The organism is Streptomyces sp. NPDC048506 (assembly GCF_040651315.1).
GTDB lineage: Bacteria > Actinomycetota > Actinomycetes > Streptomycetales > Streptomycetaceae > Streptomyces.
The window spans coordinates 39,899-60,914 of the sequence record NZ_JBEZIX010000043.1 but is presented as its reverse complement, the minus strand read 5'-3'; the positions used below and the strand labels follow the sequence as shown (position 1 = coordinate 60,914).

Annotated in this window: 22 protein-coding genes; 9 read left to right on the top strand and 13 right to left on the bottom strand. The window is 71.4% G+C overall.

Annotated features, from left to right (window positions below; translation table 11 throughout):
• Positions 1-67: 67 nt before the first annotated feature.
• Positions 68-709 (bottom strand): ATP-binding protein, encoded by a 642-nt coding sequence (locus AB0C96_RS30190; protein ID WP_362921688.1) that lies wholly within the window; start codon positions 707-709, stop codon positions 68-70.
• Between the two features lie 148 nt (positions 710-857).
• Here AB0C96_RS30190 and AB0C96_RS30185 point away from each other — a divergent pair, with 148 nt between their 5' ends.
• Positions 858-1,256: a hypothetical protein gene (locus AB0C96_RS30185; RefSeq protein ID WP_362921686.1), complete on the top strand. Its 399-nt coding sequence runs from the start codon at positions 858-860 to the stop codon at positions 1,254-1,256.
• Between the two features lie 220 nt (positions 1,257-1,476).
• Here the strand turns inward: AB0C96_RS30185 and AB0C96_RS30180 are convergent, their stop codons facing one another.
• The 3 genes from AB0C96_RS30180 to deoC are packed head-to-tail and all read right to left on the bottom strand — an operon-like array spanning position 1,477 to position 4,806.
• Complete coding sequence (locus AB0C96_RS30180) at positions 1,477-2,343, bottom strand: aldehyde dehydrogenase family protein (RefSeq protein WP_362921684.1); 867 nt, start codon at positions 2,341-2,343, stop codon at positions 1,477-1,479.
• Positions 2,343-3,794 (bottom strand): aldehyde dehydrogenase family protein, encoded by a 1,452-nt coding sequence (locus tag AB0C96_RS30175; RefSeq protein ID WP_362921682.1) that lies wholly within the window; start codon positions 3,792-3,794, stop codon positions 2,343-2,345. Before AB0C96_RS30175 ends, AB0C96_RS30180 begins: the two co-directional genes overlap by 1 nt.
• Before the next feature lie 7 nt (positions 3,795-3,801).
• A complete protein-coding gene (gene deoC / locus AB0C96_RS30170; RefSeq protein WP_362921758.1) occupies positions 3,802-4,806 on the bottom strand; it encodes a deoxyribose-phosphate aldolase in 1,005 nt (334 codons plus the stop codon).
• Positions 4,807-4,936: 130 nt separating this feature from the next.
• On the opposite strand from deoC, the gene AB0C96_RS30165 reads away from it, so the two are divergent.
• The gene (locus AB0C96_RS30165; RefSeq protein WP_362921680.1) at positions 4,937-5,566 is read left to right on the top strand and encodes a PH domain-containing protein; all 630 of its coding nucleotides are present in this window, start codon (positions 4,937-4,939) and stop codon (positions 5,564-5,566) included.
• 31 nt (positions 5,567-5,597) lie between these two features.
• Here AB0C96_RS30165 and AB0C96_RS30160 read toward each other — a convergent pair whose 3' ends face one another.
• From AB0C96_RS30160 to AB0C96_RS30150, 3 genes are all read right to left on the bottom strand, one after another.
• Complete coding sequence (locus AB0C96_RS30160; protein WP_362921679.1) at positions 5,598-6,185, bottom strand: Uma2 family endonuclease; 588 nt, start codon at positions 6,183-6,185, stop codon at positions 5,598-5,600.
• 49 nt (positions 6,186-6,234) lie between these two features.
• The gene (locus AB0C96_RS30155) at positions 6,235-7,119 is read right to left on the bottom strand and encodes a helix-turn-helix domain-containing protein (protein WP_362921678.1); all 885 of its coding nucleotides are present in this window, start codon (positions 7,117-7,119) and stop codon (positions 6,235-6,237) included.
• 242 nt (positions 7,120-7,361) lie between these two features.
• Positions 7,362-7,850 (bottom strand): ATP-binding protein, encoded by a 489-nt coding sequence (locus AB0C96_RS30150; RefSeq protein ID WP_362921677.1) that lies wholly within the window; start codon positions 7,848-7,850, stop codon positions 7,362-7,364.
• 157 nt (positions 7,851-8,007) lie between these two features.
• On the opposite strand from AB0C96_RS30150, the gene AB0C96_RS30145 reads away from it, so the two are divergent.
• From AB0C96_RS30145 to AB0C96_RS30130, 4 genes are all read left to right on the top strand, one after another.
• Positions 8,008-8,895: a helix-turn-helix transcriptional regulator gene (locus tag AB0C96_RS30145; protein ID WP_362921675.1), complete on the top strand. Its 888-nt coding sequence runs from the start codon at positions 8,008-8,010 to the stop codon at positions 8,893-8,895.
• On the top strand, positions 8,892-9,101 hold the full coding sequence (locus AB0C96_RS30140) for a DUF397 domain-containing protein (protein WP_362921674.1): 210 nt from the start codon (positions 8,892-8,894) through the stop codon (positions 9,099-9,101). The genes AB0C96_RS30145 and AB0C96_RS30140 overlap by 4 nt, the downstream gene beginning before the upstream one ends.
• A gap of 314 nt (positions 9,102-9,415) precedes the next feature.
• Positions 9,416-9,781 carry a hypothetical protein gene (locus AB0C96_RS30135; protein WP_362921672.1) on the top strand — a complete coding sequence of 122 codons (366 nt, stop codon included), beginning with the start codon at positions 9,416-9,418 and terminating at the stop codon, positions 9,779-9,781.
• A complete protein-coding gene (locus AB0C96_RS30130) occupies positions 9,778-10,446 on the top strand; it encodes a nucleotidyl transferase AbiEii/AbiGii toxin family protein (RefSeq protein WP_362921670.1) in 669 nt (222 codons plus the stop codon). The genes AB0C96_RS30135 and AB0C96_RS30130 overlap by 4 nt, the downstream gene beginning before the upstream one ends.
• An 84-nt stretch (positions 10,447-10,530) precedes the next feature.
• On the opposite strand, the gene AB0C96_RS30125 is transcribed toward AB0C96_RS30130, so the two are convergent.
• The 4 genes from AB0C96_RS30125 to AB0C96_RS30110 form a co-directional block, all read right to left on the bottom strand.
• Positions 10,531-10,746, bottom strand: coding sequence for a DUF397 domain-containing protein (locus tag AB0C96_RS30125; RefSeq protein WP_362921668.1), 216 nt, complete (start codon positions 10,744-10,746; stop codon positions 10,531-10,533).
• Between the two features lie 197 nt (positions 10,747-10,943).
• On the bottom strand, positions 10,944-12,626 hold the full coding sequence (locus tag AB0C96_RS30120; RefSeq protein ID WP_362921667.1) for a phospho-sugar mutase: 1,683 nt from the start codon (positions 12,624-12,626) through the stop codon (positions 10,944-10,946).
• 95 nt (positions 12,627-12,721) lie between these two features.
• Entirely contained in the window at positions 12,722-13,543 is an 822-nt protein-coding gene (locus AB0C96_RS30115) for a purine-nucleoside phosphorylase (protein WP_362921665.1), read from the bottom strand.
• A gap of 125 nt (positions 13,544-13,668) precedes the next feature.
• Positions 13,669-14,106: a gamma-glutamylcyclotransferase gene (locus AB0C96_RS30110; protein WP_362921663.1), complete on the bottom strand. Its 438-nt coding sequence runs from the start codon at positions 14,104-14,106 to the stop codon at positions 13,669-13,671.
• A 124-nt stretch (positions 14,107-14,230) separates the two neighbouring features.
• On the opposite strand from AB0C96_RS30110, the gene AB0C96_RS30105 reads away from it, so the two are divergent.
• Positions 14,231-15,673 (top strand): NAD(P)H-quinone dehydrogenase, encoded by a 1,443-nt coding sequence (locus AB0C96_RS30105; protein ID WP_362921661.1) that lies wholly within the window; start codon positions 14,231-14,233, stop codon positions 15,671-15,673.
• 318 nt (positions 15,674-15,991) lie between these two features.
• Complete coding sequence (locus AB0C96_RS30100; protein WP_362921659.1) at positions 15,992-16,975, top strand: DeoR/GlpR family DNA-binding transcription regulator; 984 nt, start codon at positions 15,992-15,994, stop codon at positions 16,973-16,975.
• 28 nt (positions 16,976-17,003) lie between these two features.
• Here AB0C96_RS30100 and AB0C96_RS30095 read toward each other — a convergent pair whose 3' ends face one another.
• Complete coding sequence (locus AB0C96_RS30095; RefSeq protein WP_362921756.1) at positions 17,004-17,558, bottom strand: helix-turn-helix domain-containing protein; 555 nt, start codon at positions 17,556-17,558, stop codon at positions 17,004-17,006.
• Between the two features lie 431 nt (positions 17,559-17,989).
• On the opposite strand from AB0C96_RS30095, the gene AB0C96_RS30090 reads away from it, so the two are divergent.
• On the top strand, positions 17,990-19,174 hold the full coding sequence (locus tag AB0C96_RS30090; protein ID WP_362921658.1) for an alpha/beta hydrolase-fold protein: 1,185 nt from the start codon (positions 17,990-17,992) through the stop codon (positions 19,172-19,174).
• Positions 19,175-19,241: 67 nt separating this feature from the next.
• Here the strand turns inward: AB0C96_RS30090 and AB0C96_RS30085 are convergent, their stop codons facing one another.
• The gene (locus AB0C96_RS30085; RefSeq protein ID WP_362921656.1) at positions 19,242-21,011 is read right to left on the bottom strand and encodes a biotin carboxylase N-terminal domain-containing protein; all 1,770 of its coding nucleotides are present in this window, start codon (positions 21,009-21,011) and stop codon (positions 19,242-19,244) included.
• Between the last annotated feature and the right edge of the window lie 5 nt (positions 21,012-21,016).

Sequence of the window (21,016 nt, the reverse complement as noted above, 5' to 3'; positions counted from 1 at the left end):
TCTTCGGACGTCCGTCCGCGCTACCGGGAGCGTACGGCCCGCCGGGCGACGGCGTCCTGCCGAGCTGTCAGGAGTGCACGGCCGCGCCCACGGCGGGCGTCGCACCGGCGGCCGCTATCCGGGCCAGGGCCTCCGGCTTGGCGCAGGCGTGCGCGCCCAGCGCTCTGTGACGGGCCACGATCGTCCGCTCGTTGCGCAGCAGCCGCAGTCCGCGGCGAACGAGGTACGGGGCCGACTTGCGGCCCTCGCGCAGGTCCCGGGCCAGCCGTCGGCGGAAGGTGGTGGTGGGCCGGCCGCACAGGCACAGCGCGTCGGCCAGCAGACCGGCCGCCCGGCACTGCGCGATGACGTCGGCGGCGAAGACGCCCTCCGCGATGAACAGCGGTGCGCCGCCGAGGTCGAGCGCCGACGTGCCGACCCGGGCGCTGGTGGCGATGTCGTACACGGGCACCTCGGTGCGCCCCGTACCGCACAGCGCGTGGATGGCGGCGACCGCGACATCGGCGTCCCAGGACAGCGGCGAGTCCCAGTCGGTGCTGCCGTCGGGCAGCCGCGGCAGCGTCGGGTCCGTCCCCTCCTTGTAGAAGTCGTCGAGGTTGAGGACCGGCAGGCCGCTCCGGGCGGCCAGGGACGACTTGCCGGAACCGGACGGGCCGGTCAACAGCACGACGCGGGCGGTCGACGGCGGGGCGGAAGAGTCGGGGCTCACGGGCACCCATTGTCGCGCATTGGGCCGTGTGGGCTAGCCCTGGCGCGCGAGCTGGCTCGGCCGCCCGGCACTCAACTACGCTGCGGAGCCAAGTGATTACCCACAGTGCTCCGTTCGTAGCGCGTTCCGATCCACAGGCAGGTGGCAGATGCCCTCCCACGCACGTCCCAAGACCGGCCGTCTCCCGCGCACCGCGCTGCGGGTCGGCCTGGTGATCTCCGCGGCGGGGGCCGCGGTCACGGCGGGCGGCGCGGCGACGGCCGGTGCGACGGTCGTCCCGGTGACCAAGTCCGACGTCAGCGCCACCAAGTCGGCGCTGACCGGAGCGGTGCTGCACGGCACGGCCGGCAGCGTCGGCCCGGTCAAGAACCTGCAGCTGGACCCGTTCGCCAAGACCAGCGTCGACCCGCTCACCAACTCCGTCGGCACCCAGGTCGCCGACTTCAAGCCGGTGACCACCGCAGACCTCACCCGCAACCTCACCCGCGGCGCGGCGCTCCGCGACCTGCCGCTGGTGGGGAAGGCCAGCCGGGGGCTGCCGGGGTGACAGACGGCCTCGGCCGGAAACCCGTCGCCCAGCCCCGGCCGGGGCTACGCTCAGCGCCGCTGGAAGGCGCCCGGCCAGGTGCGGCGCACCGCCCGGCCCGAGGCGATCGACGAACCGTCGCCGGAGGCGACACCGAACCGGAACCGTGCGGGGCCCCGTCCACAGAAGGACGGGGCCCCGCACGGTCGTTATGTGGTTGTCGGGCGGACGCCCAGGGCCCCTAGACGCCCATCGGGTGCCAGACCGTCTTGGTCTCCAGGAAGGCCAGCAGCCGGGCCGTCCCCGGGTCGGCGGTCCAGTCCACCGTCGACGGGCGCAGCACCCGCTTGAGGTTCTCGGCCGCCGCCGTCTCCAGGTCCTTCGCCAACGCGGCGTCCGCGCCCGCCAGGTCGAGGGCGTTGACGTCCTGGTGGGCGGCGAGCGGGGTCGCGATCTCGGCCGTGCGGCCCGAGAGGAGGTTGACCACACCGCCCGGGAGGTCGGAGGTGGCCAGCACCTCGGCCAGCGACAGCGCGGGCAGCGGCGCGTCCTCGGACGCCACCACGACCACCGTGTTGCCGGTGACGATCGCCGGGGCGATCACCGAGACCAGGCCGAGGAAGGACGACTCCTGGGGGGCCAGGACGGCGACCACGCCGGTCGGTTCGGGGGCGGAGAGGTTGAAGTACGGGCCGGCCACCGGGTTGGCGCCCCCGGCGATCTGGGCGACCTTGTCGGACCAGCCGGCGTACCAGACCCAGCGGTCGATCGCCGCGTTCACCTGCGCGGTGGCCTTGGCCTTCGACAGCCCCTCGGCGTCCGCGACCTCGGCGACGAACTGGGCGCGGCGGCCCTCCAGCATCTCGGCGACGCGGTAGAGGATCTGGCCGCGGTTGTAGGCGGTCGCGCCGGACCAGCCGCCGAACGCCTTGCGGGCGGCGACCACCGCGTCCCGGGCGTCCTTGCGGGAGGCCAGCGGCGCGTTGGCCAGCCATCCGCCCTTGGAGTCCGTCACCTCGTACACCCGCCCGCTCTCGGACCGGGGGAACTTCCCCCCGACGTACAGCTTGTAGGTCTTGAGCACGCTCAAGCGATCAACGGTATTCATCAGCGCTCGCCCTCCGGGCTCGACGGGGCGAGGTACGCCTCCAGACCGTGCCGGCCGCCCTCGCGGCCGAATCCGGACTCCTTGTAGCCGCCGAACGGCGAGGCCGGGTCGAACTTGTTGAACGTGTTGGACCAGATGACGCCCGCGCGCAGCCGGCTCGCCATCCACAGCATCCGCGAGCCCTTCTCCGTCCAGATGCCGGCCGACAGCCCGTACGGGGTGTTGTTGGCCTTCGCGACGGCCTCCTCCGGCGTGCGGAAGGTCAGTACGGACAGCACCGGGCCGAAGATCTCCTCGCGGGCGATCCGGTGCGCCTGGGTGACGCCCGTGAAGAGGGTCGGCGCGAACCAGTAGCCGGAGGTGGGGAGTTCACAGGACGGTGCCCAGCGCTCGGCGCCCTCGGCCTCGCCGGCGTCGGCCAGCGCGGTGATCCGGGCCAGCTGCTCGGCGGAGTTGATGGCGCCGATGTCGGTGTTCTTGTCGAGCGGGTCGCCCACGCGCAGGGTCTGCATGCGGCGCTTGAGGGCGTCCAGCAGCTCGTCCTGGACCGACTCCTGGACGAGGAGGCGGGAGCCGGCGCAGCAGACGTGGCCCTGGTTGAAGAAGATGCCGTTGACGATGCCCTCGACGGCCTGGTCGATCGGCGCGTCGTCGAAGACGATGTTCGCCGCCTTGCCGCCCAGCTCCAGCGTCAGCTTCTTGTCCGTGCCGGCGACCGTGCGGGCGATCGCCTTGCCGACCTCGGTGGAGCCGGTGAAGGCGACCTTGTTCACGTCCGGGTGGGCGACCAGCGTCGCGCCCGTGGAACCGTCCCCGGTGAGGATGTTGACGACGCCCTTGGGCAGGCCCGCCTGGCGGCAGACGTCCGCGAAGAACAGGGCGGAGAGCGGGGTGGTCTCGGCCGGCTTCAGCACGACCGTGTTGCCGGTCGCCAGCGCCGGGGCGATCTTCCACGCCAGCATCAGGAGGGGGAAGTTCCACGGGATGACCTGGCCCGCGACGCCCAGGGGGCGCGGGTTGCGGCCGTAGCCCGCGTGGTCGAGCTTGTCGGCCCAGCCCGCGTAGTAGAAGAAGTGCGCGGCGACCAGCGGGAGGTCGGCGTCCCGGGACTCACGGATCGGCTTGCCGTTGTCCAGCGACTCCAGCACCGCCAGCTCGCGCGAGCGCTCCTGGATGATCCGGGCGATCCGGAAGAGGTACTTGGCGCGCTCGGCGCCGGGCAGCGCGGACCACTTCTCGAACGCCTTGCGGGCGGCCTTCACCGCGCGGTCGACGTCGTCGGCGCTGGCCTGCGCGACCTCGGAGAGCACCTCCTCGGTGGCGGGGGAGACGGTCTTGAAGACCTTGCCGTCGGAGGCCGGGGCGAACTCGCCGTCGACGAACAGCCCGTAGGCCGGCGCGATGTCGACGACCGCGCGGGACTCGGGTGCGGGTGCGTAATCGAAGGTCATGGGTGCCTCAGTCCACCGTGACGTAGTCGGGGCCGGAGTAGCGGCCGGTGCTGAGCTTCTGGCGCTGCATCAGCAGGTCGTTCAGGAGGCTGGAGGCGCCGAAGCGGAACCAGTCGGCGGTCAGCCAGGGCTCGCCGAGCGTCTCGTTGACCATCACCAGGTACTTGATCGCGTCCTTGGTGGTGCGGATGCCGCCGGCCGGCTTCACGCCGACCTGGACACCGGTGGCGGCGTGGAAGTCGCGCACCGCCTCCAGCATCAGCAGCGTGACCGGCGGGGTGGCGTTGACCGCGACCTTGCCGGTCGAGGTCTTGATGAAGTCGGCGCCGGCCAGCATCGCCAGCCAGGAGACCCGGCGGACGTTGTCGTACGTCTGGAGCTCGCCGGTCTCGAAGATCACCTTGAGGTGGGCGGCACTGCCGTCCGGGCGCGCGCACGCCTCCTTGACGGCCTTGATCTCCTCGAAGACCTCCAGGTAGTGGCCGGAGAGGAAGGCTCCCCGGTCGATCACCATGTCGATCTCGTCGGCGCCGGCCGCGACCGCGTCGCGGGTGTCGGCCAGCTTCACCGGCAGCGCGGCGCGGCCGGCGGGGAAGGCGGTGGCGACGGACGCGACGTGGATGTCCGGAGCGCCGCCGCTCCGCAACGCCTCCTTGGCCGTGGCGACCATGTCGGGGTAGACGCAGATCGCCGCGACCCGGGGGGTGGTGCGGTCGGTGGGGTCGGGGTGGATGCCCTTGGCGCACAGTGCCCGGACCTTGCCGGGGGTGTCCGCGCCTTCGAGGGTCGTCAGGTCGATCATCGAGAGGGCGAGGTCGATGGCGTACGCCTTCGCCGTGGTCTTGATCGAGCGGGTGCCGAGGGTGGCGGCGCGAGCTTCCAGGCCGACCGCGTCGACGCCCGGGAGGCCGTGCAGGAAGCGGCGCAGCGCACCGTCGTCGGCGGTCACGTCCGCCATTGACGCCAGACGCCCCGCGGCTTCCTTGCCGTATGCGGGAACAGTGATGGGCATGGTCACGAGGGGAGCATATCTACGCGCGTAGCGCCATGTCATCCCCTCGAAGCGACCGAATCCGCCCTCGGACCCGAATGATGCCGTAACGCAATGTCCGACATCCGGACGGTCGGGCAGAATCGGCGGCATGACGAGCCAGGAACGGACCACCCCGCCCGCGCCGCAGTACGCCGAGCGCAGCTACCGCTCGCCGGCGGCCCTCGTCGGCGGTGTGCTGCTCCTGCTGCTCGCCCTCTGGCTCGGCGGCGACGCGCTGATCCGGGGCACCGGTCAGACCCGGCTCACCGCGGTGTTCGCGCTGCTGCTCGTGGTGCCGCTGGTCATCGCCTTCACCCTGCGGCCCCTGGTGCGGGCGGGGGAGGACCGGCTGACAATCCGCAACCCGTTCCGGACCATCGTCCTGCCGTGGGACGCGGTGGAGGACCTGCGGGCGTCGTTCTCCACCGAGGTGTTCGCCGGCGGCGGCAAGTACCAGCTGTGGGCCGTCCCGGTCTCCCTGCGGCAGCGCAAGAAGGCCAGCCGGCAGGCGATGCGCGGTGCCGCCTCGACCCGGCCCCGGTTCGGGCCGAACGCCGACGCGGGCGGCCCGGTGCCCCGCGCCATGGCCGACCAGACCCTCGACGAACTCCGCGAGATCAAGGAGCGGGCGGCGCGGCGGGAGGGCGCTCAGGGGGAGCCGGTGGTGCGGTGGGCGTACGAGGTCATCGCGCCGAGCGTGGTGGGGGCCGTCGGGCTTGCGGTGATGATCGTGCTGTGAGGGCGACCACGGCGACCAGCCGGGTGGCGGCTCAGGGGTAGCGGGGCAGTCCCTCCGTCGAGATCGTCCACTCGCCGATAGTGACGTCCTCGCCGTAGACGAAGTCCTTGCGGGTGGCGTAGCGGGGGCCATCGGGGGTGGAGTGGATGTCGGAGAGGACGGCTCCCTTCCCCTCGCGCGGATCGAAGACCGCATAGATGGGGATGTCGAGTAGTGGATAGTCCCGCATCTTGCTCACCCAGTCGTTGTCCGGGTTGGAGCGGGAGACGATCTCGACGGCGGCGATGAGGGTGCGGGGGTCGAAGGAGCCCTGGCCCTTCATCTCCTCCACGGCGATCACCATCACATCGGGATGCCGCATGATGCCTTCGAGCCCGTCCTCCACGTCGGGTGTGCCGGTGTATGCCCAGACCCCGTCCGGCATCTCGCGTTCCAGACGACGGCTGATCAGCCCCGCGGTGAACTCGTGGGGACGCCCCGGCGACATCATGTCGTGGACGATTCCTTCCTTGGTGATCTCGAATTTGCCGGGAATGCTGTCCTGCATCCGTTCGACGATTTCGCGCATCGCTCGGTACTCGGAGCTGCCGTTTCGTGCGCCATCCGGGGCGATGGTCATCGCGTGCGCTCCTCGTCTGTGCTCAGGTGCAAGGGTCGTCACGTTCATGCTAGGCGGCCTCTCTGTGGTTGGGTCGGCAGTCGCGGCAGTGCCCTGGTGCGGCTGAGCGGAAGGCACGGTCGCAGCCCTCGCAGTTCTGGAGTGGGTCGCGGCGGGTCACGACCGGGATGGCCGGTAGGGGCGGCGGCAGCAGCGCGGTGAGGCGGTGTGCGAGCAGACCGGCCGGGTGCTTCAGGTCGTCAGGAAGGCGTGCGGTCAGGGTGCGCCGCACGGCATCGGGGGCGGCTCCGCGCTCCAGCCAGGCCGCTGCGGCCGGGGCCAGGCGGTGCACCTCCCGTTCTGCGAGCAGAAGCCGGGGTTCGTGGTGGTGCAACTCCGCGAGGAGGGCGGCGGCGGTGCGGTGTCGCTCCGGGGCAGGGGTGCGCGGCTCGGGGAGCGGTTCCCGAGGTACGGGGACGGGCGTGGGCGCGGCGGGCCGGGTGGCTTCCGGCGTGGGTTCCGGGGCGGTCGGCGTCTGCTTCTGAGGTCGCTCGGGCGTGCGGGCCGGCCTGGGTGCGGGAGTGACCTTCGAACCCGGCTGGTTGTACGAGACCGTGCGGGTGACGACCTTGCCGCCGGGGAGACGTTCCCGGGTGCGCGCCAGGTAGCCGTGGGCCTCCAGCTCCCGCAGGGCGCCGGCGATGCGGTGCTCGCTCTCGGGGAAGCGGGCCGACAGGAACTTGATGCCGACCAGGGCGCCGACGGGCAGCGACTGGATGTGGACGGCGAGCCCGATCGCGAGGAGGGAGAGCTCGCGGTGCTGGGCGAGGTGGTTGCCGACGACCGTGTAGCAGGTGGTGTGCCGGGTGTTGACGTGGACGACACCGGATCGGGCGGTCGGGCGGGGAACGGGAGACGCGGCGCACGAGGGCGCGCTAGGGTGCTGCAAAGCCATCGGGAAGCTCCGTACTTCCTCGGTGGTCAGGCCCTCGCACCGGGATTGCCGTCCCGGCGGGGGCCGTCGCATGTCTGGAGTTGTCGTGGCGAGCATATGCCAGTGAACCCGCTGGAAATCCAGCCCAGTTGGCCGATGTCACCTGTGTGAGTGACGGGAGGCTGGAGGGGCCGGGAAGGGTATTTCCCCGGGTTGTTTCCCGGTCTCTTTAAGCCTTGATGTCGTGGCGCGCCGCGTCGTGGTCACCCGCGTCGTGCTGCGCCGGGTCGCGGCAGGTGCGATGCGGTGAACGGCGTGGTGAACGATGCGGTGACCAGGGTGATGTCCGCCCACACCGTTTTGCAGGGGACGGGCCCCGGGGTGACGCCCCAACGGTCGGCGAGCGCCCCGACGAGGAGCAACCCGCGGCCCGACTCGCTGTCGGCCGGGTGCTCCGGGTGCTCGGCGAGGACGGGCAGCCGCTCAGCACGGGCGTCGATCACCTCGATACGCAGTGTGTCGCCGCGCACGGTCAGCATGAGCCGGAAGTCCCGTCCCGCTACGCGCCCATGGAGTACGGCGTTGGCGGCGAGTTCGGCGATGACGTGGGCGGCGGTGTCCATGGAGAGCCCCCAGGAACGGAGTTGCTCGATGGCGAGCAGCCTGGCGAGCCGGGCACCTCGACGGGTGGCGGAGAGCTGGACCGCGAACTGCCGTGTGCGGGTGTCGGTTTGGGGGATTCCTCGGTTCATGTAACTCAGCGTGGCGATGCGTGCGTACCGTGAACAGCGGTGGCGCCCTTGCGTACGGAGACTGTCCCGGGCTTGTCCGGCGCTGTCCCGGCTGTCCGGAGTGACACCGCGGTGAGCTGGGGCGTTGACCAGGAACGGATCTCGGAGGTGGGCGCGGATGACCGTAGACGGCGAGGGCGTGGGGACCGGGGAGACCGGGGAGGCCGGGGCGGACGAGCCGGGCTGGGACGTCGATCCGGATGACGAGTCGGGGGCGGCGGTGGTCGCGACGGTCGGCCGCCAGCTCAAGGCGTGGCGCGAGGCGGCGGGAATGCGGGCCGCCGAGTTCGGGGCGGCGATCGGGTACGGGGAGGACCTGATCTACAAGGTGGAGGGCGGGCGGCGCATCCCCCGGCCGGAGTTCCTGGACAGGGCGGACGAGGTGCTGGGGGCGGGCGGGAAGCTGGCCGCGATGAAGCGGGATGTGGCGGAGGCCCGGTATCCGAAGAAGGTACGGGACTTGGCGAAGCTGGAGGCCAGGGCGGTCGAGTTGCTCGCGTACGGCGACCACAATCTGCATGGGCTGTTGCAGACGGATGACTATGCGCGGGCGCTCTTCGAGATGCGGCAGCCCGCGTACGAGCAGGATGAGATCGAAAGGGCAGTTGCTGCTCGCGCGGCCAGGCGGTCCATCTTCGAGCGGTCGCCTGCTCCTGCGCTGAGCTTTGTCCAGGAAGAGGTGACACTGCGCCGCCCCCTCGGAGGCAGAATGGTGCTACGGCGACAGCTCGAACGTCTCCTGGAGGTGGGGAAGTTGCGCAACGTCACGATCCAGGTCATGCCGACTGCCCGCGAGGAGCACGCCGGAATGCAGGGCGAGACGCAGGTGCTGAAGTTCGGGGACGGAACGGCGATGGGGCGTTCCGAGGGGGCCTTTGCGGGCCGTGCCATTTCCGATCCGAAGCAGCTCCGAATCCTTGAGCTGCGGTATGGCATGATCCGCTCCCAGGCTCTCACGCCTGGGGAGTCGCTGGCCTTCATCGAGCGAGTGCTGGGAGAGACATGATGCGCAAGGCATCTGCTGGGGACACTTCCAGGCTGCGGTGGTTCAAGAGCAGCTATAGCGACAGCAGCAACAGCAGCGAGTGCGTCGAGGTCGCGACCACCCCCGGCACGATCCATGTCCGTGACTCCAAGAACACCCAGGGCCCCCGCCTCGGCTTCACACCTGGCGCGTGGGCCGACTTCGTGACGTACATGGTCGGGCGCTGAAGACGACCGAACGCAACGCGCCCCGTCCCCGGTGAACCCGGGAGCGGGGCGCATGACGTAGAGCAGGAGTGGACGGGAATCCGTCAGATTCTGGCCGCCGTCGCCAGATCCCCCTTGATCGCGGCGAGCGTCCCCGCCGCCCGGCCCCGCGCCTCGGGCAGCGCGTCCGCCGACGCCACCGTCCGCACTCAGGGGCAAGGATCGTCGCGTTCATCCTGGGCGGCCTTTGTGCGGTCGGTTCGGCAGTCGCGGGGCTGGCGCGCCAGCTGGATCCGGCGGTACCCGTCAGGCACTCGGCGGGGGATAATCGCTCCATGGCCTCGCAGTCCTCACCCGCCGCTGCACCATCCACCGCCGATGTGCTGCGCCAGCGGTACGCCGACCGCCTGCCGGCATCCCTCAACGACCTCACCGGCCCCACTCACGGTCGCATCGAGCTGCCTCTGCACGTCGCATGGTCCGGCCTGCGCATCTACAACCTCGACCAGCCACGCCAGCGCATGAGCTACTACCGCACCGTCCTGGCCGAGGGACAGCACGACGACCTGACCGCCCTCCTCGACGAGGGCCTGCTCGTCTCGCTGTGGCCGGTGTTGCGCACGCTGGTCAGCCGGCACATCCGCGAAGTGTGGGAAGCCGCCTTCCCCGCCCTCGCCGACGGGACGTCTGCGGCCGCGTGAACCTCAGCGCACTCCACCGCCGGCTCCTGGCCGATGTGCTCGCCCTCGGCAGCCCCTACCCCTTGGTCATCACCGGCGGCTACGCCGTCCAGGCCCATGGACTGGTCGACCGCCTCAGCCAAGACCTCGACGTCGCCACCGAAAACCCCGCCCCCATGGCCGATATCGCCCGCACCCTCCAGGAGGGCCTGTCCGAGCGAGGCTGGCACGTCACGGTGATCAGCACCGACCCGCTCTCTGCCCGTCTCGTGGCCACCGACACCGACGGCGCGGCATGTGAGGTGGACATCCTCAAGGAAAACCTCTGGTCGCCGCCGCGCGATACCGAGTACGGCCCAGTCCTGTCACTGGACGATGTCATCGGCACCAAGGTCCGCGCCCTGGCCGACCGAGGCGCGGTCCGGGACCTCATCGACGTCCACGCCGCAGCCGAACACCGCACCCGTCCGGAACTCGAACGGCTCGGCCAACGCCACGGACGTGACACTTTCCGCCTCGACGACCTGCGCGACCGTCTGGCCGGCGCCGAGTGGTACGACGACGAGGAATTCGCCGCCTATGGCCTCACCCAGGACGCCATCACTGCCCTGAGGATCTGGGCCCAGCAATGGGCGAGCGACCTTGACGAGCGGCTGGTAGGGGAAACAGAGGCGTACGAGGACTGACCGCTTTCCGGTGCCGACGTGAAGAAGGCCCCCGAATTCGCCATCGTGCGGCCTTCTTCACGGTGGGGATGGGTTGCTGCGCGGTCAGGTGCCCGAGGGGAAGTGCCCGTTCTGTACGGTGGAGACGAAGGCGGACCAGCCGCCGGTCGGGAAGACGAGCACCGGGCCCTCAGGGGTCTTGCTGTCGCGGACGGGGACGACGGCGGGGAAAACGGGGGTTATTTCTATGCAGTTGCCGCCGTCGTGGTCGCTGTAGCTGCTCTTGATCCAGGTCGCCGTGCTGAGTTCGTGCTTGTCCATGCTGCCCGTACCCCTTCATCACGTCGCTGATCAGAGCGGCGGACTCGCGAGCTGACGGGATGTCCGCCGTGAGCACATCATAGGCTTGGCTATACCGTGTATAGGCAGCCGGATCGTTGGTGATATGGCGGAAAACGGCGGCAACCACTTAACGCGGTTGCCGCCGTTTTCCGCTGGCGGTTTGTCGAGGGAATCCGTCAGATCCCGGCCGCCGTCGCCAGATCCCCCTTGATCGCGGCGAGCGTCCCCGTCGCCCGGCCCCGGGCCTCGGGCAGCGCGTCCGCCGACGCCACCGGCACCACGACCTCCAGGTAGCACTTGAGCTTGGGCTCGGTGCCGCTGGGGCGGACGACGACGCGGGCGGACTCGATGCCGGCCTCCGGTGAGCCGGAGAGGTAGTAGCGCAGGCCGTCGGTCGGCGGCAGTGCCTCGCTGCCCTCGTTCAGGTCGTCGGCCCGGGTCACGGACAGGCCGGCCAGCGCGGTCGGCGGCTGCTCGCGCAGCCGGCGCATGGCGTCGGAGATCAGCGAGAGGTCCTCGACGCGGACCGAGAGCTGGTCGGTGGCGTGCAGCCCGAAGTCCACCGCGAGGTCGTCCAGCAGGTCGTCGAGGGTCCGGCCGGCCTCCTTGAGCTCGGCGGCCAGCTCCGCGACCAGCAGGGCCGCGGTGATGCCGTCCTTGTCGCGGACGCCCTCCGGGTCGACGCAGTAGCCGAGCGCCTCCTCGAAGGCGTACCGCAGACCGTCCACCCGGGCCAGCCACTTGAAGCCGGTCAGCGTCTCCTCGTACGGGAGCGTGGCGGCACCGGCGATCCGGGACATCAGTTGGGAGGAGACGATCGTGGTGGCGAAGGTGCCGGTGGCTCCCTTGCGGACCAGGTGGGCGGCGAGCAGCGCACCGACCTCGTCGCCGCGCAGCATCCGCCAGCCGTCCGGCGTACCGGGGGCCGGGACGGCGACGGCGCAGCGGTCCGCGTCCGGGTCGTTGGCGATGACGATGTCGACCTCACCCGCGCCCCGGGTGCGCGCGGTGGCGAACGCGAGGTCCATCGCGCCCGGCTCCTCCGGGTTGGGGAAGGCGACCGTCGGGAAGTCCGGGTCCGGCTCGGCCTGCTCGGCGACGACCGTCGGGGCCGGGAAACCGGCCCGGGCGAAGGCGGCGACGAGGGTGTCCCGGCCGACGCCGTGCATCGGCGTGTAGACGACGTTCAGGTCGCGGGGGGAGCCGGGGTACAGCACCGCGTCGGTACGCGCCAGATAGGCCGCCAGGACGGTGTCGTCGAGGGTCTCCCAGCCGGACTCGGGGCGCGGTACCTCGGCCAGCGTGCGGACCGCGGCGATCTCGGCCGCGATCTCGCCGTCCGCGGGCGGCACGATCTGCGAACCGTCGCCCAGGTAGACCTTGTAGCCGTTGTCCCGCGGCGGGTTGTGGCTGGCGGTCACCTCGACGCCGGCCACCGCACCCAGGTGCCTGATCGCGAACGCCAGGACGGGGGTGGGCAGCGGGCGCGGCAGCAGCGCGGCGCGCAGGCCCGCGCCGACCATCACGGCCGCCGTGTCCCGCGCGAAGTCGGCGCTCTTGTGGCGCGCGTCGTAGCCGATGACGACCAGGCCGGAGCCGTCGCCCTTGCCCTTGAGGTACGCGGCGAGGCCGGCCGCGGCCCGGATGACCACCGAGCGGTTCATCCGCATCGGGCCCGCGCCCAGCTCCCCGCGCAGCCCGGCGGTGCCGAACTGGAGGGTGCCGGCGAACCGGGCCGCCAGCTCGTCGGTGTCCTGGGCCTCGACGAGCCCGGCGAGCTCGTCCCGGGTCTCCGGGTCGGGGTCCTCGGCCAGCCATGCCCTGGCCCGGTTGATCAGCTCCGCGGGATCGGTAGCCACGTGGTTGCTCCTGCCTGGTGGGGGTGCGTCGCGGGGTGCGGTCGGGCGGTGCCCGACCCGCCCCGCCGACTGGGGCCTGTCCGGTGCGGCAGGCCTCAGATCTTGCTGAGGACCTGCCCGAGCAGGGTGCCCATACGGGACGCGGAGTCGCGGCCGGCCTGAAGCACCTCTTCGTGGTTGAGCGGTTCGCCCGTCATGCCCGCGGCGAGGTTGGTCACCAGCGACAGCCCGAGCACCTCGGCACCGGCCTCACGGGCCGCGATGGCCTCCAGGACGGTGGACATGCCGACCAGGTCCGCGCCCAGGGTGCGGATCATCTTGATCTCGGCCGGGGTCTCGTAGTGCGGGCCGGGGAACTGGACGTAGACGCCCTCTTCCAGGCTGGGGTCGATCTCCTTGCACAGCGCGCGCAGGCGCGGCGAGTACAGGTCGGTGAGGTCGACGAAGTTCGCGCCGACGATCGGGGAGGTGGCGGTGAGGTTCAGGTGGTCGCTGATGAGGACCGGCTGGCCGGGGCGCATGCCGTCGCGCAGGCCGCCGCAGCCGTTGGTGAGCACGACGGTCTTGCAGCCGGCGGCGACGGCGGTGCGGACGCCGTGCGCGACCGCGGCGACACCGCGGCCCTCGTAGTAGTGCGTACGGCCCAGGAAGACCAGGGCGCGCTTCTCGCCGATGCGGTAGGAGCGGATCTTGCCGCCGTGGCCGGCGACGGCCGGCGGCGGGAAGCCGGGCAGGTCGGTGACGGGGAATTCGTGCTCGGGCGCGCCCAGGGCCTCGGCGGCCGGGGCCCAGCCGGAGCCCATCACCAGGGCGACGTCGTGGGTCTCGGCGCCGGTCAGCTCGCGCAGGCGGGCAGCGGCGTCGGCGGCGGCGCCCTGCGGGTCGCGCGCGATGTCCGGGGTAACAGATGCGTTCACGCGGACGAGGGTAGCCGGTAATCCCCTACGCGCGTAGATGTCTCTGCTCACGGTGCTGGGATCGTTGCCTTGTGGCTTCCGCCAAACGGGTCCCGAGCGCGGGCGCCGGATTCCGGGGGCCGTGCTCAGCAGGGCCGCTTGCGGATCTCCATCACATAGTCGTGCGGCGCGCCGGCCGACTCCGCGGCGTCGGCGATCTCGCCCAGATAGCGGGCGGACGGCAGGCCGCCCTCGTAGCCGTTGAGGACGTAGATCCAGGCCGTCTCGTCGCCTTCGAGGGTGTGGACCCGTACCCGCATCCGCCGGTAGATCTCCATACCGACGCCCTCCCAGCGGTCCATGGACTCCTCGTCCATGGGGGCGATGTCGTAGAGCGCGACGAAGAGCTGGGAGTCCGGGTCCTCGACGACCGTCGCCAGGGCGCCTTCCCAGCCCATCTGCTCGCCGCCGAAGGTGAGCCGCCAGCCGTTGAGCCAGCCGGTGCCGCGCAGCGGTGAGTGCGGTGCGCGGCGGGACATCAGCCGCGCGTCGAGGTTGCCGGCGTACGCGGCGTAGAGCGACATGGTTCCGAGGGTACGGGAGGATGCCCGTCGGGCTCGTGGTACCGGAGGTTCGTATGACGAGGGGGGCGCGCGCCCGGCCGTGAATCCGCCCCCGGGCGAGAGCCATCCACGGGCGTGCGGGACAATGGAGGACGTGACTCGGATCGTGATCATCGGTGGCGGACCCGGCGGATACGAAGCGGCCCTGGTGGCCGCCTCCCTCGGCGCGGAGGTGACCGTCGTCGACTGCGACGGTCTGGGCGGGGCGTCGGTGCTCACCGACTGCGTGCCGTCGAAGACGCTGATCGCCACGGCCGAGGTGATGACCACCTTCGATTCGTCGTACGAAGAGCTCGGCATCATCGTCGAGGACGACACCCCGTACAACGAGCGGCCGGCCCGGGTCGTCGGTGTCGACCTCGGCAAGGTCAACCGACGGGTCAAGCGCCTCGCGCTCGCCCAGTCGCATGACATCACCGCTTCCGTGACCCGTGCCGGCGGCCGGGTGATGCGCGGCCGCGGCCGGTTGGAGCCGGGCCAGGCGCCGGACGGGTCGCGCAAGGTCACCGTCACCGCCGCCGACGGCACGTCCGAGGGCCTGATCGCGGACGCGGTGCTGATCGCCACCGGCGCCCACCCCCGGGAGATCCCGGACGCCCTCCCGGACGGCGAGCGGATCCTGAACTGGACGCAGGTCTACGACCTCGACGAGCTGCCCGAGGAGCTCATCGTGGTCGGTTCCGGCGTCACCGGCGCCGAGTTCGCCGGTGCCTACCAGGCGCTCGGCTCCCGCGTCACCCTCGTCTCCTCCCGTGACCGGGTGCTGCCCGGCGAGGACCCGGACGCCGCCGCCGTCCTGGAGGACGTCTTCCGCCGCCGCGGCATGAACGTGATGGCGCGCTCCCGGGCCCAGTCCGCCAAGCGGGTCGGCGACCGCGTCGAGGTCACCCTCGCCGACGGCCGGACGATCTCCGGTACGCACTGTCTGATGGCGGTCGGTTCGATCCCCAACACCGAGGGCATCGGTCTGGAGTCGGCCGGGGTCAGGATGACGGACTCCGGCCACGTCTGGACGGACAAGGTCTCCCGCACCACCGCCCCGGGCGTGTACGCGGCCGGTGACTGCACCGGCGTCTTCGCGCTGGCGTCGGTCGCCGCGATGCAGGGCCGGATCGCGATGTACCACTTCCTCGGTGACGCGGTGACCCCGCTGAACCTCAAGACCGTCTCCGCGAACGTCTTCACCGACCCGGAGATCGCCACCGTCGGCTACTCCCAGGCCGACGTCGACAGCGGCAGGATCGACGCCCGGGTCGTGAAGCTCCCGCTGCTGCGCAACCCGCGCGCCAAGATGCAGGGCATCCGGGACGGTTTCGTGAAGCTCTTCTGCCGCCCCGGTACCGGCATCGTGGTCGGCGGCGTGGTCGTTTCCCCGCGCGCCAGCGAGCTGATCCATCCCATCTCGATCGCGGTCGACAACAATCTGACCGTCGAGCAGATCGCCAGCGCCTTCACGGTCTACCCGTCGTTGTCCGGTTCGATCGCCGAGGTCGCCCGGCAGTTGCACAGCCGGAAGACCGGCGAGTAGGCGGGCACGAGTGGTACCCGGTCGGTGCGTGGGCGATCCGCGGCCGGCCGGGGGCGATTGAAAACTTTGTGCCCCCAATGAGCACTTGGGATGAAACGGTCCTGCATGCACCCGGTGGCCGGGCCGTGGTGACGGTCCGTCACTCTCAGTCCGGCATGGTGGCTGACCAGGGGTCAAGCCGGCGGTACCGCCCGGCAGTTCGACACGCGCGCGACATATGCGCTTCGCATACCACGTCACGGTGCGTGGTGTGAACGACTTCCGTTAATTGGTGCAACCTGCTGAAAACAGACGGTCGTTGGCGTTACTGTCAGTTTCGTGTTCGCTGCAGAACGTCGCCAATTGATCCTTGAAATGGTGCGCGCCAACGGGGCGGTATCGCTCCGGGAGCTCGCCCGCGTCGTCCAGACCTCCGAAGTAACCGTACGGCGGGACGTGCGGGCGCTGGAGGCAGAGGGACTGCTCGACCGCCGACACGGTGGAGCAGTCTTGCCGGGAGGTTTCACCCGCGAATCCGGATTCCCACAGAAATCCCATCTAGCGACCGCGGAGAAAACGGCCATCGCCGATCTCGCGGCCGGTTTCGTCGACGAGGGCGAGGCCATTGTCGTCGGTGCCGGAACGACCACCCAGGAGCTGGCCCGCCGGCTCGCCCGCGTCCCCGGACTCACCGTCGTCACCAACTCCCTGCTCGTCGCCCAGGCGTTGGCCCATGCCAACCGCGTCGAGGTGGTGATGACCGGAGGCACCCTGCGCGGCTCCAACTACGCACTGGTCGGCAGCGGCGCCGAACAGTCCCTCCAGGGACTGCGGGTCTCCCGGGCCTTCCTGTCGGGCAGCGGGCTGACCGCCGAACGCGGGCTGTCCACCTCCAACATGCTCTCCGCCAGCGTGGACCGGGCGCTCGTTCAGGCGGCCGGGGAGGTGGTGGTGCTCGCCGACCACACCAAGCTCGGCTCGGACACGATGTTCCAGACCGTGCCGACGGACGTGATCACCCGCCTGGTCACCGACGAGCCGCCGGGCCATGACGACCGGGCCGCTACGGAGCTCCAGGCGCTGGCCGACCAGGGCGTCCAGATCGCCGTCGCCGGCGGTTCGGGCGCCGGTCACGGGGCGGGACAGGCGGGCCTGGACGGCGCCGCCGGCGACCGCCGGGGCCCCCGGCGGGACGTGCCGCTGCCCGGTCAACGGCGCAGCCATGCGCCGGGCGGCGCGGCCGGTGCGCCGCAGCTCCGCTCGGCCGGCTCGCTCTCCGACACCGGCGGCCGGGTCGCGGACCTGGCACCCAGACGGCGCTGAGCGCACGGGGGGTGGGCGGGGGCCAGGGTCAGCAGGTCCCCGCCTTCAACCCGCTCAGGGTGAGGGTCAGCAGCCGGTCGGCGAGCTTCGGGTCGTCCGGCGACTCCTCGACGGCCAGTGCGATGCCGTTGGTCAGCTGCATCAGGTCGTGGATGTTCACATCGGGGCGTACGGCTCCGGCCTGCTGGGCGCGGGCCAGCAGTGCGCCGCCGGCCTCCCGCATCGGCACGCTGCACCTCGCCATCCCGGAGGTCTCGTCCGTCGACGCGGTCATCAGTGCGCGGGACAGTCCGCGGTAGGTGCTGGCGTGGGTGATGATCGCGCGCAGCCAGTCGACCAGTGCGGCGCACGGCTGCGGTGCGTCGGCCAGCTCCCTGGCGTAGGCGAGCAGGGCGTCCACCTCGCCCTGGAAGACCGCGCCCATCAGGGCGGTGCGGTTGGGGAAGTGCCGGTAGAGGGTGCCGATTCCGACGCCGGCGCGGCGCGCGATGTCCTCCAGCGAGGTGTCCGTGCCGTGTTCGATGAAGGCCGTCCGGGCCTCGGTCAGCAGCCGTTCGTAGTTGCGGCGCGCATCGGCCCGCATCGGGCGTGCGTCCTGGGTCCGCACCGGTACGGTCGCCATCGGCTCCCGCGCCGTCTGCCGCTGCCCTGCCGTCTCGGTCGCCATCGCCGTCCTCCCTCGACCCGGCCGGTTGCGCCGGTGGCTCCAGGATGCCATTGCCTGATGAGCCGCTGTCCCGGTGCGGTGCGCAAGGATTACTGGAGATACCCTCCGGTTGGCTCGGCGTGGCCCCCGCGGCCGTGCCGGTGGCCGGTCGGCGCACTGCGCGTGAAGTCCCGGCGTATCGCAGTGGTCGCGCGGCCGAACACCTTTCCCCGGCCGCAACGTCGGGCTCTCAAGAGACATCAAACCTGGCGCAAAGAGGTCTTCCGGGGTCTTCCGGAGGGCTTGGGATACGCCGTGGAAGCCGACCGGGGGAACGGACCACGGCGCGGAGTACTGGGGAAGACGTCATGGGACTGACCAGCCGGTCGCTGTTGTACGCCATGGCCGCGGTCGCCGTGGTCTGCGTAGGACTCACGCTCTGGCTGTGGCCACGGTTCGCCGGCCGCGGGCCGCGGGCGATACTGGGCCGGCTCGGCTCGATCGCCGCGACCCAACTGGCCGTCGTGGCGGCGCTCGGCCTGGCGGTGAACGCCAACTTCCAGTTCTACGCCTCCTGGCACGAGCTGCTCGGCCTCTACGACGACGCGCCGGCCGCGGTCGGCAAGTGGGGCAACGAAGGGTCGGCCGGACCGGCCGGCGACCCGTCGAAGGGCCTGGTGCAGGCCTCCGGCCCGGACGGCCTGGACAAGGTGCACGGCCTGCCGAAGGGCCCGCCGGAGCAGAACGGCAAGGTCGAGTCGGTGCGGATCGTCGGCAAGCGGACCCGGGCCGTGGATCCGGCGTACGTGTACCTGCCGCCGCAGTACTTCCAGCCGCAGTACGCCCGTCAGCGCTTCCCCGTGATCGTCGCGCTGAGCGGCTACCCGGGCGGCACGTTCCTGCTGGGCCAGCACCTGCGGCTGCCGCAGACCGCCGCCGGGCTGATCCGGGCCGGCCGGATGCAGCCGACCGTCATCGTCATGCTGCGGCCCACCATCGCCCCGCCGCGCGACACCCAGTGCGTCGACGTGCCCGGCGGCCCGCAGGCCGAGACGTTCTTCGCCCGCGACGTGCCGGACGCGTTGCGCTCGCGCTACCGCGTCGGCCACGACCCCGGCGGCTGGGGCCTGCTCGGCTACTCGTCGGGCGGCAGCTGCGCCCTCCAGCTGACCATGCGGCACGACCGTACGTACACCGTGGCGGCCGCCCTCTCGCCCGACTACAAGGTCAGCAACGACCCGACGACCGGCAACCTCTTCGGCGACGGCCGGGACCGGGTGCGCCGCCGCCAGGAGCACGACCTGATGTGGCGTCTTGCGCACCTGCCCGCCCCGCAGGTGAACGTCCTGGTGGGCACCAGCCGCACCGGCGAGAAGAACTACCCGGCCGCCAAGGCCTTCCTGGCCGCGGTCAAACCGCCGATGAAGGCGGACGCGATCGTTCTCGACCACGGCAGCCACAACTTCGCCACCTGGCGGCGGGAGCTGCCCGCCGCGCTCCAGTGGATGGACAAGCAGCTGACGTTCCCCGAGGACGTGGTGGGGAACTCGTGACGGCGAACGCCCGAGGGGCCTTTCGGCGATGTGCCGAAAGGCCCCTCGGGCGATTGCGTGGCTGCGGTCAGTCCTTGATCTCGCAGATCACCGCGCCGGACGTGAGCGCGGCGCCGACCTCGGCGGTCAGGCCCTTGATGGTGCCGGAGCGGTGCGCGTTCAGCGGCTGCTCCATCTTCATGGCCTCCAGGACCACGACCAGCTCGCCCTCGGTGACCTGCTGGCCCTCCTCGACGGCGACCTTGACGATGGTGCCCTGCATCGGGGAGGCGAGCGCGTCGCCGGAGGCGGCGCTGGAGGACTTCTTGGCGGCCTTGCGCTTGGGCTTGGCACCGCCGGCGACCGCGGCACGCGCCAGCGGCATGCCGAGCGAGGACGGCAGCGAGACCTCCAGCCGCTTGCCGCCGACCTCGACGACGACCGTCTCGCGGGCGTCCGCCTCGGACTCCTCCGCGCCGGGCGCGGCGAACGGCGGGATCTCGTTGGCGAACTCGGTCTCGATCCAGCGGGTGTGGACCGTGAACGGGTCGGCGGAGCCGGTGAGTTCGGGGGCGAACGCCGGGTCCTTGACGACCACGCGGTGGAACGGGATGGCGGTGGCCATGCCCTCGACGGTGAACTCGGCAAGCGCACGGCCGGCGCGCTGAAGGGCCTGCTCGCGGGTGGCGCCGGTGACGACCAGCTTGGCCAGCAGCGAGTCCCAGGCGGGGCCGATGACCGAGCCGGACTCGACGCCCGCGTCGAGGCGGACGCCGGGGCCGGTCGGCGCGTCGAACCGGGTGACCGTGCCGGGCGCCGGGAGGAAGTTGCGGCCCGGGTCCTCACCGTTGATGCGGAACTCGAAGGAGTGACCCCGGACGGCCGGGTCGCCGTAGCCGAGCTCCTCGCCGTCGGCGATCCGGAACATCTCGCGGACCAGGTCGAGGCCGGTGACCTCCTCGGTGACCGGGTGCTCGACCTGGAGGCGGGTGTTGACCTCCAGGAAGGAGATGGTGCCGTCCTGGCCGACGAGGAACTCGCAGGTGCCGGCGCCCTCGTAGCCGGCCTCCTTGAGGATGGCCTTGGACGCGCGGTACAGCTCGGCGTTCTGCTCATCGGTCAGGAAGGGCGCGGGCGCCTCCTCCACCAGCTTCTGGTGACGTCGCTGAAGGGAGCAGTCACGGGTGGAGACGACGACCACGTTGCCGTGCTTGTCGGCCAGGCACTGGGTCTCGACGTGCCGCGGACGGTCCAGGTAGCGCTCGACGAAGCACTCGCCGCGACCGAAGGCGGCGACCGCCTCGCGGACGGCCGAGTCGTACAGCTCGGGGACCTCGTCGAGGGTGCGGGCGACCTTCAGGCCGCGGCCGCCGCCACCGAAGGCCGCCTTGATCGCGATCGGCAGGCCGTTCTCCTTGGCGAAGGCCACGACCTCCTCCGCGCCGGAGACCGGGTCGGGGGTGCCGGCGACCAGCGGCGCACCGGCGCGCTGGGCGATGTGCCGCGCCGCGACCTTGTCGCCGAGGTCGCGGATGGCCTGCGGGGGCGGGCCGATCCAGGTCAGTCCGGCGTCCAGGACGGCCTGCGCGAAGTCGGCGTTCTCGGAGAGGAAGCCGTAGCCGGGGTGGATGGCGTCCGCGCCCGAATCGGCGGCAGCGGCCAGGACCTTGGCGATGTCCAGGTAGCTGGTGGCAGGAGTGTCACCGCCCAGGGCGTACGCCTCGTCGGCCGCACGTACGTGCAGGGCGTCCCGGTCGGGGTCGGCGTAGACAGCGACGCTGCCGATCCCGGCGTCCCGGCATGCACGGGCAACGCGAACAGCGATTTCGCCACGGTTGGCGATGAGCACCTTGCGCACGATGG

What these genes read in the sequence shown, in the direction of transcription:
- AB0C96_RS30095 (WP_362921756.1), bottom strand. Translation starts at nt 17,558, where the DNA reads ATGCGGGCCGATGCGCGCCGCAACTACGAACGGCTGCTGACCGAGGCC.
- AB0C96_RS30185 (WP_362921686.1), top strand. Translation starts at nt 858, where the DNA reads ATGCCCTCCCACGCACGTCCCAAGACCGGCCGTCTCCCGCGCACCGCG.
- AB0C96_RS30110 (WP_362921663.1), bottom strand. Translation starts at nt 14,106, where the DNA reads ATGTCGCTCTACGCCGCGTACGCCGGCAACCTCGACGCGCGGCTGATG.
- AB0C96_RS30165 (WP_362921680.1), top strand. Translation starts at nt 4,937, where the DNA reads ATGACGAGCCAGGAACGGACCACCCCGCCCGCGCCGCAGTACGCCGAG.
- AB0C96_RS30160 (WP_362921679.1), bottom strand. Translation starts at nt 6,185, where the DNA reads ATGACCATCGCCCCGGATGGCGCACGAAACGGCAGCTCCGAGTACCGA.
- AB0C96_RS30105 (WP_362921661.1), top strand. Translation starts at nt 14,231, where the DNA reads ATGGAGGACGTGACTCGGATCGTGATCATCGGTGGCGGACCCGGCGGA.
- deoC (WP_362921758.1), bottom strand. Translation starts at nt 4,806, where the DNA reads ATGCCCATCACTGTTCCCGCATACGGCAAGGAAGCCGCGGGGCGTCTG.
- AB0C96_RS30125 (WP_362921668.1), bottom strand. Translation starts at nt 10,746, where the DNA reads ATGGACAAGCACGAACTCAGCACGGCGACCTGGATCAAGAGCAGCTAC.
- AB0C96_RS30150 (WP_362921677.1), bottom strand. Translation starts at nt 7,850, where the DNA reads ATGAACCGAGGAATCCCCCAAACCGACACCCGCACACGGCAGTTCGCG.
- AB0C96_RS30145 (WP_362921675.1), top strand. Translation starts at nt 8,008, where the DNA reads ATGACCGTAGACGGCGAGGGCGTGGGGACCGGGGAGACCGGGGAGGCC.
- AB0C96_RS30155 (WP_362921678.1), bottom strand. Translation starts at nt 7,119, where the DNA reads ATGGCTTTGCAGCACCCTAGCGCGCCCTCGTGCGCCGCGTCTCCCGTT.
- AB0C96_RS30090 (WP_362921658.1), top strand. Translation starts at nt 17,990, where the DNA reads ATGGGACTGACCAGCCGGTCGCTGTTGTACGCCATGGCCGCGGTCGCC.
- AB0C96_RS30135 (WP_362921672.1), top strand. Translation starts at nt 9,416, where the DNA reads ATGGCCTCGCAGTCCTCACCCGCCGCTGCACCATCCACCGCCGATGTG.
- AB0C96_RS30175 (WP_362921682.1), bottom strand. Translation starts at nt 3,794, where the DNA reads ATGACCTTCGATTACGCACCCGCACCCGAGTCCCGCGCGGTCGTCGAC.
- AB0C96_RS30180 (WP_362921684.1), bottom strand. Translation starts at nt 2,343, where the DNA reads ATGAATACCGTTGATCGCTTGAGCGTGCTCAAGACCTACAAGCTGTAC.
- AB0C96_RS30140 (WP_362921674.1), top strand. Translation starts at nt 8,892, where the DNA reads ATGATGCGCAAGGCATCTGCTGGGGACACTTCCAGGCTGCGGTGGTTC.